Source organism: Pseudarthrobacter sp. efr-133-R2A-89 (assembly GCF_030209315.1).
Lineage (GTDB): Bacteria > Actinomycetota > Actinomycetes > Actinomycetales > Micrococcaceae > Arthrobacter.
The window spans coordinates 136,351-152,512 of sequence record NZ_JARVSE010000005.1; the positions used below are offsets into that span (position 1 = coordinate 136,351).

The window sequence follows — 16,162 nt, forward strand, 5'->3', positions numbered from 1 at the left end:
TCCGCCACTGTCAGTGGCTGCCGATAGCGTAGGAATATGCGGTTACTTCATACATCGGACTGGCACCTGGGCCGGTCATTCCACGGCGTTGGCATGCTGGACGCCCAGCGGGCCTTCATTGACCAGCTGGTGGCAACGGTGGAGCGGGAGCGCATCGACGTCGTCCTGATTGCCGGCGATGTCTACGACCGGGCACTGCCCGGGGTAGACGTCGTCCACTTGCTGGATGACGCCCTGGTCAGGCTCACCTCCGCCGGAGCCAAGGTGGTGCTCACCAGTGGCAACCACGACTCCGCGATCCGGCTGGGTTTCGCCTCGCGGCTGCTGGAACGCGGGGGAGTCCACCTGCGCACCAAGGTGGCCGAGCTCGACCATCCACTGCTCCTGCCGCTCGGGCCGGACGCCGCAGGCCAGGACGCGGTCCTGGCCCTGTACGGCATTCCCTGGCTGGAACCACGGCTCGTTGCCGACCAGCTGGGCGTGGAAACGGCGAGCCACTTCGAGGTGACCCGGGCGGCCACCGCCCTTATCCGGGCCGACGTCGCACGGCGTGCAGCCGCCGCCACCGTCCATTCGGTGGTCCTGGCCCACACCTTCGCCAGCGGCGGCATCAGTTCGGACAGCGAGCGGGACCTCAGTATCGGTGGCGTGGGTGCCGTTCCGCTGGACCTGTTCGACGGATTCAGCTACACCGCACTCGGCCATCTCCACGGACGCCAGGCGCTGTCTGAGCGCGTGCGCTATTCGGGCTCACCGCTGGCCTATTCCTTTTCCGAGTCCACGCAGCGGAAAGGTGCCTGGCTCGTGGACCTGGGACCGGACGGAGTCACCTCGGTGCGGGAGATCGAGTGGGATGCCCCGCGAACCCTTGCCGTGCTGCGCGGCACCCTGGCCGAGCTCCTTGAGGAGCCCGGGCATGCCTGGGCCGAGACCGCCTACTGCCAGGTCACACTCACTGATGCCCAGCGTCCCGTGCGGGCGATGGAGCGGCTCCGTGCGCGGTTCCCTGACACACTGGTCCTGGCTTTCGACCCGCAAGGCGGGAACGACCCGGACCAGGCCAGCTATAGCAGCAGGCTTGCCCACGCCCCGGACGACCTCGCCGTGTGCTGCGGCTTCCTGGACCACGTGCGTGGGCGCAGCGCGGACCAGGGTGAAACAGCGGCGCTCGCCGCCGCGTTGGAGAACGTCCGCCTGATGGAGGCCTCGCGGTGAGGATCCATCATCTGCGCATCTCGGGCTTCGGCCCGTTTGCCGGAACAGAAGACATCGATTTCGACCGCCTCAGCGCCCACGGCCTGTTCCTGCTGAACGGGCCCACCGGTGCGGGCAAGACCAGCGTCCTCGACGCCATCTGCTTCGCCCTGTATGGATCCGTTCCGGGTGCCCGGCAGGACGGCAAACGGCTCCGCAGCGACCATGCGGAGCCCGGCCAGGAGCCGGCCGTAACCTGCGAATTCTCCGCCCAGGGGCGCCGCTTCGAGGTGACCCGATCGCCCGCATGGGACAAGCCCAGTGCACGCGGCAGGAACGGCTTCACCACCCAGCAGGCCAAGACCCTGCTCCGTGAACGCGTCGGCGGCACCTGGGTGGAGAAATCTGCCCGCAATGACGAGGCCGGCGCGGAGATCATGGCCTTGCTGGGCATGGACCGTGAACGGTTCACCCGCGTCATCATGCTGCCGCAGGGGGAATTCGCCGCGTTCCTCAGGTCCAAAGCTGCGGACCGCCTTGACCTGCTGCAGAAACTCTTCGGGACGCAGCGGTTCGAAGCCCTGGAACAGGAACTGTCCCGCCAGGCCGCCGCGGCCAAGGAAGACGTCGCGGCCCTGGGCAGCCAGCTGGGCATCCTGGCCGCCCGTGCCGAAGCCGAGGCAGCGCCGCTCCAGCTCCCGCAGGAGGGGGCCCCGGCGGCAGAGGATACCGCCGGCAGGCTTGGCTGGTTGCAGGCCGCTGTTGCTACGCGACTGGCAGAGCTCACGGAGCAGGCTGCGAACGCGGCATCCGTGAGCCAGGACCGTCGCAGTGAAGTGGAACGGGAGACCACACGGCACGAGCGGGCCCGCAAACTCCAGGCGGCCACCGTGCGGCAGCAGGCCGTGAAGGACGGGGCAGACCGGCAGGAAGAACTCGCTGCCAGGCTGGGCCGGCACCGGGAGGCGGAAGTCCTCCAGGGGCAGCTGCAGGCGGTGGATGCGGCGGCCGGCAAGGTGCGGAGCGCTGGGGGCGCCGCTGAGGCCGCCATGACCCTCCTCAGGATGGCCGCGGCGGACAGTACCGAACTCGCCCAGCTTAACTTGGGCGCGGATGAGGCCGCCGGGCCGTCGGTCCAAGCCCGCAAGGGGACCGCAGGCCATGACACGGCGGAAAGTGTGCCGGGGGCTGCGCAGGAGCTGGCCCGGCTTCGGTCGCTGCTGGCCGTCGTCGAAGCACGGCTGCCGGATGAGCAGAGGCTGCAGGAGCTGCGCGGGCGGCACGGCAGCCTGGCCGGGAGGCAGGACGAACTCAGGCTGGACGTTGAGGCGCTGGGAAGCAGGGTTGCGCAGTTGCTGGCGGACCGGGAGCTGCTGGCCGGAACCCTGGACCAGCTGGAGCCCCGTGCCGCCGACGCCGCCCTCCGTCGCAAGGAGGCGGCCGCTGCCGCGGAACTGCTCGACGTCGTCCGGCGGTACGGGACGGCTGTGAAGGGCAGGGACCTCGTAAACGCCCGCTTCGACGACTCACGGGAAAGCCTGCTGGAGGCGAAAGGCCGCTGGCTGGACCTGCGGGAGGTTCGGCTTGCCAACGCCGCATCCGAGCTTGCCGCCAAACTGGTGGCCGGCGAGCCCTGCCCGGTCTGTGGAAGCGGAGAACATCCGGCGCCGGCGGGATCGGGCACGGGAGGGCCGTCTCTGGCCCAGGCCGAGGAAGAAGCCCATGCCGCCTATGAAGCGGCCGAGGCAGCCCACAGCGCCGTCAGTGCTAAACGTGCCGAAGCCGAGCAAACAGTTGCCGTGCTCGCCGGACAAGGCGGGACCATCCCCGTGGCCGAGGCCCGCAAAGGAGCCGAGGAGGCGTTGGCAGCGGCAGGCGCCGCGGAGCAGGCCGCGGAAGAGCTCCAGGAAAAGCGGCAACGGCTGGAAGCACTCGATACCGGTATCGACCAGGCCCGCGCCGCACTGTCAGAGGCGGAGGCTGAGCTGACCCACACCGTTGTCCAGCTCGCCGACCTCGCCGAACAGGCTGCCGCCTTGGACGGGGCCCTTGCCGGCCTGCGGGGAAACCACCGCAGTTTGGACCGGCGGCTGCGGGTCCTTGAAGACGCCGTGGCGGTCCTGGACAAAGCTGTTGAAGCGCAATCACGGCTGGACACCGCCAGGGCGCAGGCCGCCGAGGCGGAAGAGAACCTGGAGCTTGCCCTGCCCGGGGCGGGTTTCGCCTCTGCCGCCGATGTTCGCAGCCAACTGCTGGGAGCTGTGGAAGTGGCAGCACTCGAAGCTGCAGTCCGGACGGCCAGGGAAGAAGCTGCCCGGGTAGCCGGGCTGTTCGAGTCGGAAGACCTGGTGCTGGCTCTGGCCGAAGCAGGCGACGGCTTTCTACCTGACGATGAACGGCTCGAAGCACTCCGCAGCCAAGCTGCTGCCGCGCACCATGACGCCCGGGAGGCTGATCTCGCCGCAGGCCTGGCCCGCCGGTGCCTGGCCGCCCTGACCTCGATGGCGGCGGAATATGAGGACCTGGCGTCCTCGTCCCGGGAACCGGCGGAGCGGGCGCAGATGCTCGCCGGACTGGCCGAAGCGGCAGCGGGCCGGGGTGAGAACACCTACCGGATGAGCCTGAACAGCTACGTCCTGGCTGCGCGGCTGGAGCAGGTCGCCCTCGCCGCCTCGGAGCGCCTGGTGGCCATGAGCGATGGCCGCTACCTGTTGCAGCACACCGATGCCAAGGCGGCCCGCGGCGCCAAATCGGGGCTGGGCCTTGAAGTGGTGGACCAGTGGACGGGCTTCCGCAGGGACACGTCCACACTGTCCGGCGGCGAATCCTTTATGGCCTCGCTGTCGCTGGCCCTGGGCCTGGCGGATGTGGTCCAGCAGGAGTCAGGGGGCGTGGAGATTGAGACCCTGTTCGTTGATGAAGGCTTCGGCAGCCTGGACGAACAGTCCCTTGAACAAGTCATGGACGCCCTCGAAGGCCTCCGCGACGGCGGCCGGGTGGTGGGACTGGTCAGCCACGTGGCCGAGATGAAACAGCGGATCGGCACCCAACTGCAGGTGCTCAAGAGCCGGAACGGCTCCACCCTGCGGATATCTGAAAGCGTGGACGCACTTTCCTGACCCCGGCGGATATACTGGACCGCGTTACCGGGTTTCGCGCATCGGGAGGAGGGACGATGCGCAGTGACTGAACGAGCCCGGAATTGACACCTCAAACCACCCCTTCAACCACCCGCGACGTTCCGGCCCTGGGTACGGACCCGTCCGCCGAGGCCGTCCCTGCCCGAGATTCCGGTGGAACGGCAGCAGGCCGCTTCGCGCGCCTCCCCGAACTTGCCGGCAGGACTTTTCTTCCGCTGGGGCTTTTCGCGCGGCTGCCGCTGGCCATGCTGACCGTCGGCACCCTGACTTTGGTCACCTCCGTCAGCGGCTCCTTTGCCGTCGGAGGGACGGCCGCCGGCGCAGTAGGCATAGGCTCGGCACTGGGTGCGCCCTTCCTTGGGGCACTGGCGGACAGACGGGGACAACGCCCCGTGCTGCTGGTATCGGCAGTGCTCAACACAGTGGCCGTGCTGGTGCTGGTCCTGGCCGCCCTTGCCACCGGAAAAACAGGCGGATTCCCGCTGGGAGTCCTGGCGGCGGCCTTTGCTGCCGGAGCAACATGCCCGCAGGTGGGCCCCCTGGCCAGGGTCCGGTGGATGTCACTGACAAGTGCCGCGGCAGGTGCCGGCGCCGGCGTCCGCGGCCAACGCGACCTTGACACCGCGCTCTCCTACGAAAGTACTGCTGACGAAGTGACCTTTGTCCTGGGGCCCGCACTTGTTGGGGCGCTTGCCAGCCTGGTGGCGCCCTGGCTGCCGCTGGCCCTGGCTGCGGCCCTGACCATCACGCTTGTCCCGGCCTTCGCCGTTCACCCCACCCATCGGGCCGTGCCGGTCACCCGGCACGCCCGGGGCGGGAAAGGCGCGGGTGCTGCGACATCCCGAAGGCTGCCCCTGGCCGTGGCGCTGCCCGTGGTGGCGATGGTCTGCATGGGCACGTTCTTCGGGTCCACCCAAGCGGCCCTCAGTGCTTTCTCCGCCGGCCTGGCGGGTGCGGAGATCGCGGGATTGCTGTACGCGGTCATGGGCTTGAGCTCTGCGGCCGCTGCGCTCTCGGTTGCCTACTGGCCGCGCAGGGCAGGCCTGGCGCTGCGCTGGGTGGTGTGCGCCGTCCTCATGGCAGCGCTTGCCGTCCTGCTGCTGTTGCCGTCATCCCTGCCCATGATGGCGGCAGTCCTGCTGGTCCTTGGGCTCCCGGTGGGGCCGGTCATGGTCACGGTGTTTGCCGTCGGCGGCACCTTGGCTCCCGCCGGCCGACTGGGCACCGTGATGACCGGCCTGGCCAGCGGGATTGTCGCCGGCACGGCCGTCGGCTCAGCCATTGGCGGGCAGCTGGCCCAGGTCCACGGGGCCGGCGCGGCGTTCCTGGTCCCGGTGTGCGCGGCGGCGGCGCTGGCGCTGCTTGGTGCGGGGACCGCCGTCGCACTCCGCCGGCGGCGCTGACGGGCGAACCCAGGGCCGGCGTTCCGCCGGCTCAGGCCAGCTGGCTCTCGATCCGGGCCGCGCTCTCGGCAATGGCGGTGCCCACGGCGTCGGGGTCGTGGGCCGACCGGATGTAGACGACGGCGAGGGCGGCCGGCCGGCCGCCGGGCACCCGGACGGGCGCCGCCAGGGAGGAAACTCCGGCGATGACCTCGTCATGGCTGGCGGAGTATCCCTTCCGGCGCGCTTCGGTGGCCTCCTGGCGGTAGGGGATCCCGGTTTCCAGCCTGTTCCACTCGGCCTCCGTCAGGGCGGACTGGATGGCGATTCCGGGTGCGCCGGCGTTGATGGGATGCCGGGTCCCCGGGTGCTGGGCCACGGTGGCTCCGGAGTGCCGCGGCTCAACCGTGACCAGGGTGATGCAGTCATGGTGGTCCCACACGGCCACGAAGGCCGTCATGTTCAGTGAGTTTGCCAGCTGGGTCAGTTCCGGAAGCGCGGCGCTCTGCAGGTTGCGCGAGACGCCGCGGGCCAGGACCGCGAGGCCAGGTCCGGGCTGCACCCGACCCGCGTCATCGCGCACCAGGAGCGAATGGTCCTCCAGGGTACGCAGGATCCGGTAGGCGACGGAGCGGTGGACACCCATGGCATCCGCAAGCTCGGCGATGGTCAGCGGCCCCGGCGCTGCCGCCAGGATCTCAAGGGCACGGATACCGCGCGACAGGGTCTGGGACGGGGAAGCCTGCGGCAGGGCCGCTCCGGCCTGCGCTGCGGCGGGAGGAGTCATGTGTCCATCCTAGGTTGCCGAAACTGCGGGCACAGGACCCTTGTCCCCGCCGCGTCGTGACTGTATTGTCCTCTATACGAACATTGAGTTCAATTATCGAACACATAGTATGCGGCGGGTTCCACCCAAGCCGGTCCTCCGTGTCCCGCATCACGTTTTCGTAGTACCCTGCTAACTAACTGACCGTTCTGTCGGTAATCCCTGAAGGCGTCCGGGCGGCACCGCTGCCCAATAAAAACAATGGAGTTTAAATGACCACACCTTCCAAAGTGGACACACCCGCCGGCCCCAGCAGCCGGACTGAGGAACGTAAAGTCCTCGCAGGCACCCTCGTGGGCACCACTATCGAGTGGTATGACTTCTTCATTTTTGCCCAGCTGACCGCAACGCTGCTGTCACCGCTGTTCCTGGCACCGCTCAACGAGTCCAACCCGGGCCTGGCGCAGATCCTGTCCTTCGCCCTCATCGGCATCAGCTTCCTGTTCCGCCCCCTGGGCGCCGTCATTGCCGGGCACCTCGGCGACCGCCTGGGACGCAAGGCCATGCTGGTCTTCACCTTGGTGATGATGGGTGCGGCCACTGCGCTGATCGGCGTGCTCCCCACCTACGCGCAGATCGGCGCCTGGGCCCCCGTGCTGCTGATCGTGCTGCGTATCATCCAGGGCTTCTCGGCCGGCGGTGAATGGGGCGGGGCCGCGCTGATGGCCGTTGAACACGCACCATTGAACCGCCGCGGCCTGTTCGGCGCCTACCCGCAGATCGGTGTCCCGGTGGGCATGATCCTGGCCACCGGCCTGTTGTTCTTCCTCAACACCGGCATGTCCAAGGAAGACTTCGCCGCCTGGGGCTGGCGGGTTCCGTTCCTGCTCTCCATCGTGCTGATCGTGGTGGGCTACCTGATCCGCCGCGCTGTGGCCGAGAGTCCCGTCTTCCAGGAAATGGCCCTGCGGAAGAAGGAAAGCAAGGCGCCCCTGGGCGAACTGGTCCGCAACCACAAGAAGCCCGTCCTGTACTCGACCATGATCTTCATCGGCAACAACGCAGCCGGCTACCTGCTCATCGCCTTCTTCATCTCCTACGCCACCAAGTCGCTGAAGATGCCCACCCCGCAGATCCTGCTCGCCACCACCCTGGCGTCCTTCGGCTGGCTGATCTTCACGCTGGTGGGCGGCTGGCTGTCCGACCGGATCGGCCGCGTCAAGACGTTCCTGATCGGGTACGCCATCGTGTTCGCCTGGATGATCCCCATGTTCGCGCTGATCGACACCAAGGACATCGTCCTGTACGGGGTGGCCCTGTTCGTCCTGACCATTGGCCTTGGCCTCTCCTACGGCCCCATGTCCGCCATGTACGCCGAGATGTTCCCGGCCGAAGTGCGGTACTCCGGCATCTCCATCGGGTACGCCTTTGGCGCCATCCTGGGCGGAGCCTTTGCCGCCACCATCGCCGAATCCCTGCTGCAGTCCACCAAGTGGGCCGGTTCGATCGGCATCTGCATCATGGTCCTGTGCGTCATCTCCGCCGTTGGAGTGGTGCTGGCCAAGGAAACCAAGGGACGGCCGCTGGGCGTCAGCAGCCACCACTAGCACCGTTGCCTGGAGCCGGCTTGCCGGTCCTCAGCCCCGCAGGCCCGGACTTCGCTCCGGGCCTGCGCCGTGCGGCAGGGGCGTTCCTGCCGCAGCACGGCGATGGCGTCGTCGTCGGTCAGCTGCCCGAAGTGCCGGTAGAAGCTGCCCACGGCACGGAATTTCCCCGGCAGGTGCAGGCAAACGACGGCGTCGCACACGCGCTCCAGCGAGGCCTCGGCATCAACTGAACCCACCGGAGCCGCGGCCACCACGGTCGCCGCCCCACCGGCACGCACGGCCTCGACGGCGGCCCGCATGGTGGCGCCGGTGGCCAGGCCGTCATCCACGAGCAGGACGGCCTTTCCGGCCAGGTCCATCATGGTCCCCGGGTACAGGGCGGCCCGGCGCAGGATTTCCGTGCGTTCACGGTCCTCCACCTCATCCAGCTGCTCCTGGCGCACGCCGTGCTGAAGGACCCGCTCCAGCATGGGCTTGTTGATCAGCCGGACGATCCTTCCCGTTGCCCAGGCAAGGGCGCCGTAGGCGGTTTCCTCATACCCCGGGATCCCGAGCTTCCGCACCAGGACGGTGCCCAGGGGAAGGCCGAGGACACCTGCTGTGGCCGCCGCTACCGGGATGCCGCCGCGGGCCAGGCCAAGGACCACGGTGCCAGGCCGCCCGTGGAACGCTGAAAGCGCGGCCGCCAGGCGCACGCCCGCTTCCGTGCGGTCCTCAAAACGCGTCGCCATCTGACCCTCCCCGCCGGTCAGGTCCGGCGTGAACGAAAGCGCGTGGGGCGGCGGCCGGGTGCCGCCGGTGGCTAGACACCCAGGAAGGAAATGGCGGCCTGCTTGAAGGCCCTGCTGGTGATGGCATTGGTGTGGTTCCGGCCCGGGAGGAGCAGTTGCTCGGCCATGGAGCCGGCTCCGCGCGCCAGTTCGGCGAGGTGGGGCAGCGTGCCGGCCCGTTCGTCCTGGTCCCCGGCAACCAGGAGCATGGGCACGTGGGGCACCGCCTCGGCGGGGTCATAGGGCTCCGCCTTGATGGCTTCGACCAGAGACAGCAGCGCGAAGATGTTGTTGCTCGGCAGCAGCAGCGCCATCTTCAGCAGCTGGGCCGTCGATTCGTCAGCGATCGGCGTACCGTCCGCCAGGTAGTCCTGGGCGGCCCGCAGATCGAAGGCCGCCAGCGGGTCGGCGTTGTTGGGTCCGCCCAGCACCAGCCTGTGGACGAGTTCCGGCTGGGTTGCGGCGAACTCCCAGGCGAGCCGGGAACCCAGGGAATATCCCACCACGTCCAGGCCGCTGGAAGGATCGCCGTCGTGCAGCGGGCGCGTCCCGGCGTCGAACGCTGCCTGAAGCAGGTCCGCCCTGATCCTGCTGGGGGAGTAGGAGTCCCGGTCTTCCGGGGCGCCGCTGCGGCCATGGCCGGGAAGGTCCACGGTTATGACCCGGCGCCCGGCCTCCAGCAGGGCGGCCACCCAGCCTGTGTCCTCCCAGTTGAGTTTGGACGAGGAGGAGAACCCGTGCAGCAGGAGTACCGGCCGGAGCCCGGCGTCCTCTGCGGGCTCGTGCACCGCCACGAAGAGTTGCGGGTCGGTGCCCTCGACGGTGTGCGCCTGCTGCTGTCCGGTGTGCCTGCCGCTCATGCTGTCAGTTCCTCATCAGGTACGGCGCCCAGGCGGACCCGGCGCGTCGGTGCGTCTTCCTTGGAAAGGTAGCTTCACTCTACCTGTTGGCAGGCCGGTTCCGGCGGGTGAGCCGGCCGGCGAAAGCGCAGGCCAGCGCGATGCCGGCGACCAGGCCCAAGGTGCCCACGAGTTGGAGGCGGCTGGCCTCGGCGCTGAAGCCGACGGCAAAGATCAGTCCCAGCAGGACCAGTCCCACGATGGTCAAGCCGGGGAATCCCTCCATCCGCAGCGGCAATTGAACCCCGTCCCGGTCGGCGCGGCGCCGCAGGATCAGCTGGGACACCAGCGCGCTGCCCCACACCACCAGGCACGTTGAGCCGACCAGCTGGAACAGCGCGGGCAGGACCCGGTCCGGGAACAACAGCTCCAGGACGGTGGCGATGAAGCCGAAGGCCACGGAGACCGCAACGGCAAGCATGGGGACGCCGGCGGTGTTGAGGCGGGCAAGGACGCGCGGCGCCTCGCCCCGCTGCGCCAGCGAGTATGCCATGCGGGAGGCGCCAAAGAGGTTCGCGTTCAGCGCCGAGAGGAGCGCGACGACGGCCACCAGGGTGATGGCGGTGGAGGCGCCGGGGATCCGGGCGGCGTCGAGCACTCCGGCGAATGGCGAGGCAAGGCCCGCGGACGTGGCCGGAAGGACCGCGGCGATGACGAAGACCGAGCCGATGTAGAACACCAGGATCCGCCACACCACGGTCCGGATGGCTTTGCCGACGCTGCGCTGGGGATCCTCGGTTTCGGCCGCGGCGACGGAGACGATTTCCGTGCCGCCGAACGCGAAGATCACCACGAAGAGGGCCGAGGCCACCCCGCCCAGTCCCTGCGGAGCAAAGTTGGTGGTGAGGTTTGACGCGCCGGGAGACTCGACGCCGGGCAGCAGGCCCAGGAGCAAAGCGGCGCCGATGGCCAGGAAAAGGACAATGACGGCCACCTTGAGGATGGCGAACCAGAACTCGAATTCGCCGAAGTTCCGGACGCCGGCCAGGTTGATTCCGGTGAACACCACCATGAACAGCAGTGCCAGTGCCCAGACCGGCACCACGGGCCAGACGGAAAACAGCAGGCCGGCGGCGCCCAGGGCCTCGGCCGCGATCACCACCACCAGTTGAAGCCACCAAAGCCAACCGATGGTGGCTCCCGCGGTCCGGCCCAGGGCACGTGCAGCGTAGACCGAGAACGCTCCGCTGTTCGGGTTCGCGGCTGCCATCTCACCCAGGGCCCACATCACCAGGATGATGAGGGTCCCCGCCACCAGGTAGGAGATGAGGACCGCCGGGCCTGCCGCCTGCACTCCGGCGCCCGATCCCAGGAACAACCCGGCACCGATGGCGCTGCCCAGCCCCATCATGGTGAGCTGGCGCGGCTTCATGCTGTGGCCTGCCGCAGCCTTGGGTGCGGCTGTGGCGGATGTGGTCGGGGCGGACTTCATCGTCATGGGGCGGTAAACCTTCTTGGGGTTGGTTCGGGGTCCGGTCACGGGGGCCGGAGGTCCTTTTGGGACCACTTGAATTTACCGCTTCCGGCAGCCGGCCAAAAACGCGCGCCCCGTCCGGCACCAGGTTGCGGCTTCCCGGGGATGCGGCTGCGCCTGGCTGCCGGCGCGGAAACATTTCCTTTTCCGTCCGGCTGGTCGTAAAATTAGTTTTGGTCAAAGTGACTATAACTAAGATAGCGACCCCGGGGCAGGGGTGTGGAAGGGGTGTGACGGTGTATTCCAGCTCAGCCAACGTGTCCGAGCGGCAGGCCGCACCGCCGTCGCTCGCCATCTCCACGGTGATCTTCGCCCTGCGCCCCAGCGCCACCTCGGGCCGCCCCACCTTGTGGCTGCCGCTGGTCCGCCGGATCAGGGAACCCTTCAAAGGCCTGTGGGCGCTGCCGGGCGGGCCCCTGAGCCACGACGAGTCGCTGCAGGACGCCGCGTCCAGGAACCTCCGGGAAACCACGGGACTGAGCCCCAGCTACCTCGAGCAGTTGTATGCGTTCGGCGGCCTGCACCGCTCGCCCACCCAGCGCGTTGTCTCGATCGTCTACTGGGCACTGGTCCAGCCCACGGAAGCGGCGCTCGCGGACGAGTCGGAGAACGTCAGGTGGTTCCGGGCCGACCGCCTGGGGGACCTGGCCTTCGACCACAACGCGATCGTCGACTACGCCCTCTGGCGCCTGCGCAACAAGCTCGCCTATGGCTCCATTGCCTACCACCTGCTGGGGGAGTATTTCACCCTGGCCCAGGTCCGCGAAGTCTACGAAGCCGTCCTGGACCGCCAGCTGGATCCCGCCAACTTCCGCCGCCAGCTCAAGTCCACCCCGGAAATCGAAGAAACCGGGGAATACCTCCAGGGCGGCAAGCACCGCCCGCCACGCCTCTACCGCTACACCGGCCGGCCAGGCCTTGACCCAGACAACAGGAGCACACCATGAGCAGCGTCAATACGGCAATCCAGCTGATCACGCGCGAACAAGCCGAAAAGGGCGCCGCTGCGGAGCGCAGCACCTGCAGCCCGGCACTGGCGAAAGGCCCCTGGGACTACGACCTCGCCGAGGCGCTCGCAGGTACTCCGGCCTACGGTCCGGGCGCATCGAGCGCCGATCCCGCTCCCGCCTCCACGCCACGCCAGGGCCAGCTGCCGGAGGAATACAAGCTGGCCGGCGATGCCGAACTGGGTGAACGGATCAAGGCGGCCAAGGCCAGCCTTGGTGAGCGTGCCGTCATCCTGGGCCACTTCTACCAGCGCGACGAGGTGGTCCAGTACGCCGACTTCGTGGGTGACTCGTTCCAGCTCGCCAACGCAGCCCTGACCCGGCCGGAGGCGGAAGCGATCATCTTCTGCGGGGTCCACTTCATGGCCGAGACCGCGGATATCCTGTCCACCCCGGAACAGGCCGTCATCCTGCCCAACCTCGCGGCCGGCTGCTCCATGGCGGACATGGCGGACGAAGACTCCGTCGAGGAATGCTGGGAGCAGCTGGCAGAAATCTTCGGCACCGAGCCCGACGCCGAGGGCCGGGTTCCGGTCATCCCCGTCACCTATATGAATTCCTCCGCAGCCCTGAAAGCGTTCTGCGGCGAACACGGCGGCATCGTCTGCACCTCCTCGAACGCCAGGACCGTCCTGGAGTGGGCGTTCCAGCGCGGGCAGCGGGTGCTGTTCTTCCCCGACCAGCACCTGGGCCGCAACACCGCCAAGGCGCTCGGCGTTCCCCTTGACCAGATGCCTATGTGGAACCCGCGCAAGGACCTCGGCGGCAACGACGAACAGGCACTGCTCGATTCCCGGGTGATCCTCTGGCACGGCTTCTGCTCCGTGCACAAGCGGTTCAGCGTGGCGCAGATCGAAAAGGCCCGGGCCGACTTCCCGGGCGTGCAGGTCATCGTGCACCCCGAATGCCCCATGGAGGTGGTGGACGCCGCGGATTCAGCCGGCTCCACCGACTTCATCAAGAAAGCCATCGCGGCCGCCACCGAGCCCACCACGTTCGCCATCGGCACCGAAATCAACATGGTGAACCGGCTCGCCGCCGAGTACCCGCAGCACACCATCTTCTGCCTGGACCCGGTGATCTGCCCCTGCTCCACCATGTACCGCATCCACCCCGGCTACCTGGCCTGGGTCCTGGAGGAACTGGTCGCCGGCCGCATCGTCAACCGCATCACGGTGGACGAGGATGTGCAGGCCAACGCCAGGACGGCACTCGAGCGCATGCTCGCTGCGAGGCCCTAATGACCCGCCAGCCCGGCACGCCGGCGGGTCGCCTCGCCGTCGTTGGCAGCGGCATCGCCGGCCTCTACGCTGCCCTGCTCGCCGCGGACGCCGGTGCGGACGTGGTGCTGCTGACCAAAGGTGCCCTGGAAGACAGCAACACCTGGTACGCGCAAGGCGGCATCTCGGCAGTGCTCGACCAACCGTCGCCCGGGGACACCGTCGCCGCGCACATCGCCGACACCCTCCGCGCCGGGGCAGGACACTGCAACGAGGCCGCCGTCCGGCTCATGTGCACCGAGGCGCGCGAGGACATCGCCGGGCTCCAGCGGTACGGGGTCCGCTTCGACGCCGCGCACGACGACGGCCCGGCGCTTGGGCTCGAAGCCGCACACAGTGCCCCGCGCATCCTGCACGCCGGCGGGGATGCCACGGGGGCGCGGGTGGCCGCTGCGCTCATCCAGGCGGTCCGGGACCGGCGCGACCGCGGCACGCTCCGCATCCTTTCCCAAGCCCAGGCAACCGCCCTGGTCACCATAAGCGGCAGCGTCAGCGGAGTCGAATACCTCCAGGCGGGCCGGCCGTCCGTCCTGGCGGCCGACGCCGTCCTCCTGGCCAGCGGCGGAGCAGGCCAGCTGTTCGCCCAAACCACGAACCCGGCCGTCGCCACCGCGGACGGACTGGCGCTAGCCGTCCGCGCCGGCGCAGCCGTGAAGGACCTCGAATTCTTCCAGTTCCACCCCACCTGCCTGGTCAGTTCCGCCACCGCCCACCCCGGCCGGCTGGACGGTCCCTTGCTGATTTCAGAAGCCGTCCGCGGCGAAGGAGCCACCCTGCTGGACGCCGGAGGAAGGCGCTTCATGCAGGCCTACCACCCCGACGCCGAGCTCGCGCCCCGCGACGTCGTCTCCCGCAGCATCGCCCTTCACCTGGCCAAACTCGGCGACGCCAACGGCCACGTCTACCTCGACGCCCGCGCCATCGAGCAGGCCAAGGGCGAGGGCTTCCTTCGCCGGCGGTTCCCCACCCTCACCCGGAAAACCCTTGAGGCCGGCATTGACTGGACCCGTGAACTGGTCCCCGTCGCTCCCGCCGCCCACTACTGGATGGGCGGGGTAACCACCGACCTCAACGCCCGCACCAGCGTCCCCGGCCTCTACGCCGCCGGCGAGGTTGCGTGCACCGGCGTCCAAGGTGCAAACCGGCTGGCGTCCAACTCGCTCCTTGAAGGACTCGTCTTCGGCCGCCGCGCCGTTGAAGACTTGCTCTCCGGTGCCCTGGGCTGGGACGCGCCCCGCGGCAGCGATGCTCCACGTGCTGCCTCGGCCGCGGGCGGCCTCCGCTTGACGCACGCTTCCGCAGCCCTGCCGCGAAACGCGAGCCCGCGTGTCACCATCCCTGCTGCTTTAGAAGGCGCGGCGGATCGCTCAGGTGGGCCAGGCGGAAATTGGCCGTCCGGCTTCGGCGGGGATGGGGAGGTGGGGGAACCCTTTTCGCGGGACGCTCTTCGCCGCATCATGACGTCCCATGCCGGGGTGCTGCGCTCCGGGCATCTGTTGCGGGAGGCGGCCGCCACGCTTGAGTCCTGGGCCGCCGTCGTCCGTCTTGATGCCGTTGATTCCTCCGTAGACCCTGTGGCGTCCGAGGACCGGAACCTTCTGCTGGCCGCCCGGCTGCTGGTGGCTGCCGCGCTGGACCGCACCGAATCGCTGGGCGCCCACTACCGCAGCGACGAAGCCGCCGAACCCGAGAACACCTGCCCTCCGCGCCCGAAAGCGAGCCTGCTCCATGACTGAACCCGCCGTAATCGACCACGCCGCTGCCGTGCGGCCCCTCGACCTGGCCCTTCCGGCGGCCCCCGTGCGGGAGATTCTGGTGCGGGCCTTCGCCGAGGACGCACCCTCCGGGGACATCACCTCCCAACTCCTGATTCCCGCCGGAGCGCGCGCCACCGCCGTCCTCAACGCCCGTGTCCCGGGCATTTTCAGCGGCGCCACGGTCTTCCGGGATGCCATGGAGCTCGTGGACCCTGCCACCCGGGTGGAACTGCTCGTCGCGGACGGCCAGGCGTTCGCGGCCGGCACCCACCTGGCCCGGGTCAGCGGATCCGCGCGTTCGGTGCTGCTGGGCGAACGCGTGGCGCTCAACCTGGTGCAGCGGATGTCCGCGATCGCCACCAAGACCGCCGGGTTCGTCCGGCTCACGGAGGGCACCCGCGCCCGCATCACCGACACCCGCAAGACCACCCCCGGCCTGCGCGTCCTGGAACGCTTCGCCGTCCGGTGCGGCGGCGGCTCCAACCACCGGTACAGCCTGTCGGATGCCGTCCTGGCCAAGGACAACCACCTGGCCGTGATGACCGGCGGAGACCCTGCCAAACTCACCGGTCTCCTGCTGGCAGCCAAGGCACAGCTGGGACACACCATCCACTTCGAAGTGGAAGTCGACCGGATGGACCAGATCGAGCCCGTCCTCGCGGCAGGGGTGGACACCATCATGCTGGACAACTTCACGGTGCCGGAACTGCAGGCCGGAGTGGCCCTGGTTGCCGGACGTGCCCTGGTGGAGGCCAGCGGCAACGTCAACCTCGATACCGTCGCGGCGATCGCCGGCACCGGCGTGGACGTCATCTCGGTAGGGGCCCTCACGCACACCGTGGCCGCCCTGGACCTGGGCCTTGACGTCGAACTGACTGCCGGGTGA

General features: G+C 68.9%; 12 protein-coding genes. 8 read left to right on the forward strand and 4 right to left on the reverse strand.

The window, feature by feature from the left end; all coding sequences use genetic code 11:
- The first annotated feature begins 36 nt into the window (after positions 1-36).
- The 3 genes from QRM95_RS09845 to QRM95_RS09855 all read left to right on the forward strand — a co-directional run bounded on the left by QRM95_RS09845 (position 37) and on the right by QRM95_RS09855 (position 5,737).
- Entirely contained in the window at positions 37-1,215 is a 1,179-nt protein-coding gene (locus QRM95_RS09845; protein WP_285247589.1) for an exonuclease SbcCD subunit D, read from the forward strand.
- Positions 1,212-4,313 (forward strand): AAA family ATPase, encoded by a 3,102-nt coding sequence (locus QRM95_RS09850; RefSeq protein ID WP_285247590.1) that lies wholly within the window; start codon positions 1,212-1,214, stop codon positions 4,311-4,313. Before QRM95_RS09845 ends, QRM95_RS09850 begins: the two co-directional genes overlap by 4 nt.
- Positions 4,314-4,396: 83 nt before the next feature.
- The gene (locus QRM95_RS09855; RefSeq protein WP_502934956.1) at positions 4,397-5,737 is read left to right on the forward strand and encodes an MFS transporter; all 1,341 of its coding nucleotides are present in this window, start codon (positions 4,397-4,399) and stop codon (positions 5,735-5,737) included.
- Positions 5,738-5,768: 31 nt separating this feature from the next.
- Here the strand turns inward: QRM95_RS09855 and QRM95_RS09860 are convergent, their stop codons facing one another.
- Positions 5,769-6,503: an IclR family transcriptional regulator gene (locus tag QRM95_RS09860; RefSeq protein ID WP_285247591.1), complete on the reverse strand. Its 735-nt coding sequence runs from the start codon at positions 6,501-6,503 to the stop codon at positions 5,769-5,771.
- Between the two features lie 251 nt (positions 6,504-6,754).
- Here QRM95_RS09860 and QRM95_RS09865 point away from each other — a divergent pair, with 251 nt between their 5' ends.
- Positions 6,755-8,089: an MFS transporter gene (locus QRM95_RS09865; RefSeq protein ID WP_285247592.1), complete on the forward strand. Its 1,335-nt coding sequence runs from the start codon at positions 6,755-6,757 to the stop codon at positions 8,087-8,089.
- On the opposite strand, the gene QRM95_RS09870 is transcribed toward QRM95_RS09865, so the two are convergent.
- The 3 genes from QRM95_RS09870 to QRM95_RS09880 form a co-directional block, all read right to left on the reverse strand.
- Positions 8,086-8,820 carry a phosphoribosyltransferase gene (locus QRM95_RS09870; protein ID WP_285247593.1) on the reverse strand — a complete coding sequence of 245 codons (735 nt, stop codon included), beginning with the start codon at positions 8,818-8,820 and terminating at the stop codon, positions 8,086-8,088. The genes QRM95_RS09865 and QRM95_RS09870 overlap by 4 nt on opposite strands.
- 71 nt (positions 8,821-8,891) lie before the next feature.
- A complete protein-coding gene (locus QRM95_RS09875) occupies positions 8,892-9,719 on the reverse strand; it encodes an alpha/beta fold hydrolase (protein WP_285247594.1) in 828 nt (275 codons plus the stop codon).
- Between the two features lie 79 nt (positions 9,720-9,798).
- Positions 9,799-11,196 (reverse strand): amino acid permease, encoded by a 1,398-nt coding sequence (locus QRM95_RS09880; RefSeq protein WP_502934957.1) that lies wholly within the window; start codon positions 11,194-11,196, stop codon positions 9,799-9,801.
- A gap of 272 nt (positions 11,197-11,468) precedes the next feature.
- On the opposite strand from QRM95_RS09880, the gene QRM95_RS09885 reads away from it, so the two are divergent.
- From QRM95_RS09885 to nadC, 4 genes are read left to right on the forward strand one after another with little or no spacing between them, the layout of a single operon-like run.
- Complete coding sequence (locus tag QRM95_RS09885; RefSeq protein ID WP_285247595.1) at positions 11,469-12,179, forward strand: NUDIX hydrolase; 711 nt, start codon at positions 11,469-11,471, stop codon at positions 12,177-12,179.
- Complete coding sequence (gene nadA / locus QRM95_RS09890; protein WP_285247596.1) at positions 12,176-13,480, forward strand: quinolinate synthase NadA; 1,305 nt, start codon at positions 12,176-12,178, stop codon at positions 13,478-13,480. The genes QRM95_RS09885 and nadA overlap by 4 nt, the downstream gene beginning before the upstream one ends.
- Positions 13,480-15,255: an L-aspartate oxidase gene (gene nadB, locus QRM95_RS09895; RefSeq protein ID WP_285247597.1), complete on the forward strand. Its 1,776-nt coding sequence runs from the start codon at positions 13,480-13,482 to the stop codon at positions 15,253-15,255. The genes nadA and nadB overlap by 1 nt, the downstream gene beginning before the upstream one ends.
- Positions 15,248-16,162: a carboxylating nicotinate-nucleotide diphosphorylase gene (gene nadC / locus QRM95_RS09900; RefSeq protein WP_285247598.1), complete on the forward strand. Its 915-nt coding sequence runs from the start codon at positions 15,248-15,250 to the stop codon at positions 16,160-16,162. The genes nadB and nadC overlap by 8 nt, the downstream gene beginning before the upstream one ends.

Coding starts and splice junctions, on each gene's coding strand:
- nadC (WP_285247598.1), top strand. CDS start 15,248: ATGACTGAACCCGCCGTAATCGACCACGCCGCTGCCGTGCGGCCCCTC.
- QRM95_RS09875 (WP_285247594.1), bottom strand. CDS start 9,719: ATGAGCGGCAGGCACACCGGACAGCAGCAGGCGCACACCGTCGAGGGC.
- QRM95_RS09870 (WP_285247593.1), bottom strand. CDS start 8,820: ATGGCGACGCGTTTTGAGGACCGCACGGAAGCGGGCGTGCGCCTGGCG.
- QRM95_RS09845 (WP_285247589.1), top strand. CDS start 37: ATGCGGTTACTTCATACATCGGACTGGCACCTGGGCCGGTCATTCCAC.
- nadB (WP_285247597.1), top strand. CDS start 13,480: ATGACCCGCCAGCCCGGCACGCCGGCGGGTCGCCTCGCCGTCGTTGGC.
- nadA (WP_285247596.1), top strand. CDS start 12,176: ATGAGCAGCGTCAATACGGCAATCCAGCTGATCACGCGCGAACAAGCC.
- QRM95_RS09860 (WP_285247591.1), bottom strand. CDS start 6,503: ATGACTCCTCCCGCCGCAGCGCAGGCCGGAGCGGCCCTGCCGCAGGCT.
- QRM95_RS09865 (WP_285247592.1), top strand. CDS start 6,755: ATGACCACACCTTCCAAAGTGGACACACCCGCCGGCCCCAGCAGCCGG.
- QRM95_RS09880 (WP_502934957.1), bottom strand. CDS start 11,196: ATGACGATGAAGTCCGCCCCGACCACATCCGCCACAGCCGCACCCAAG.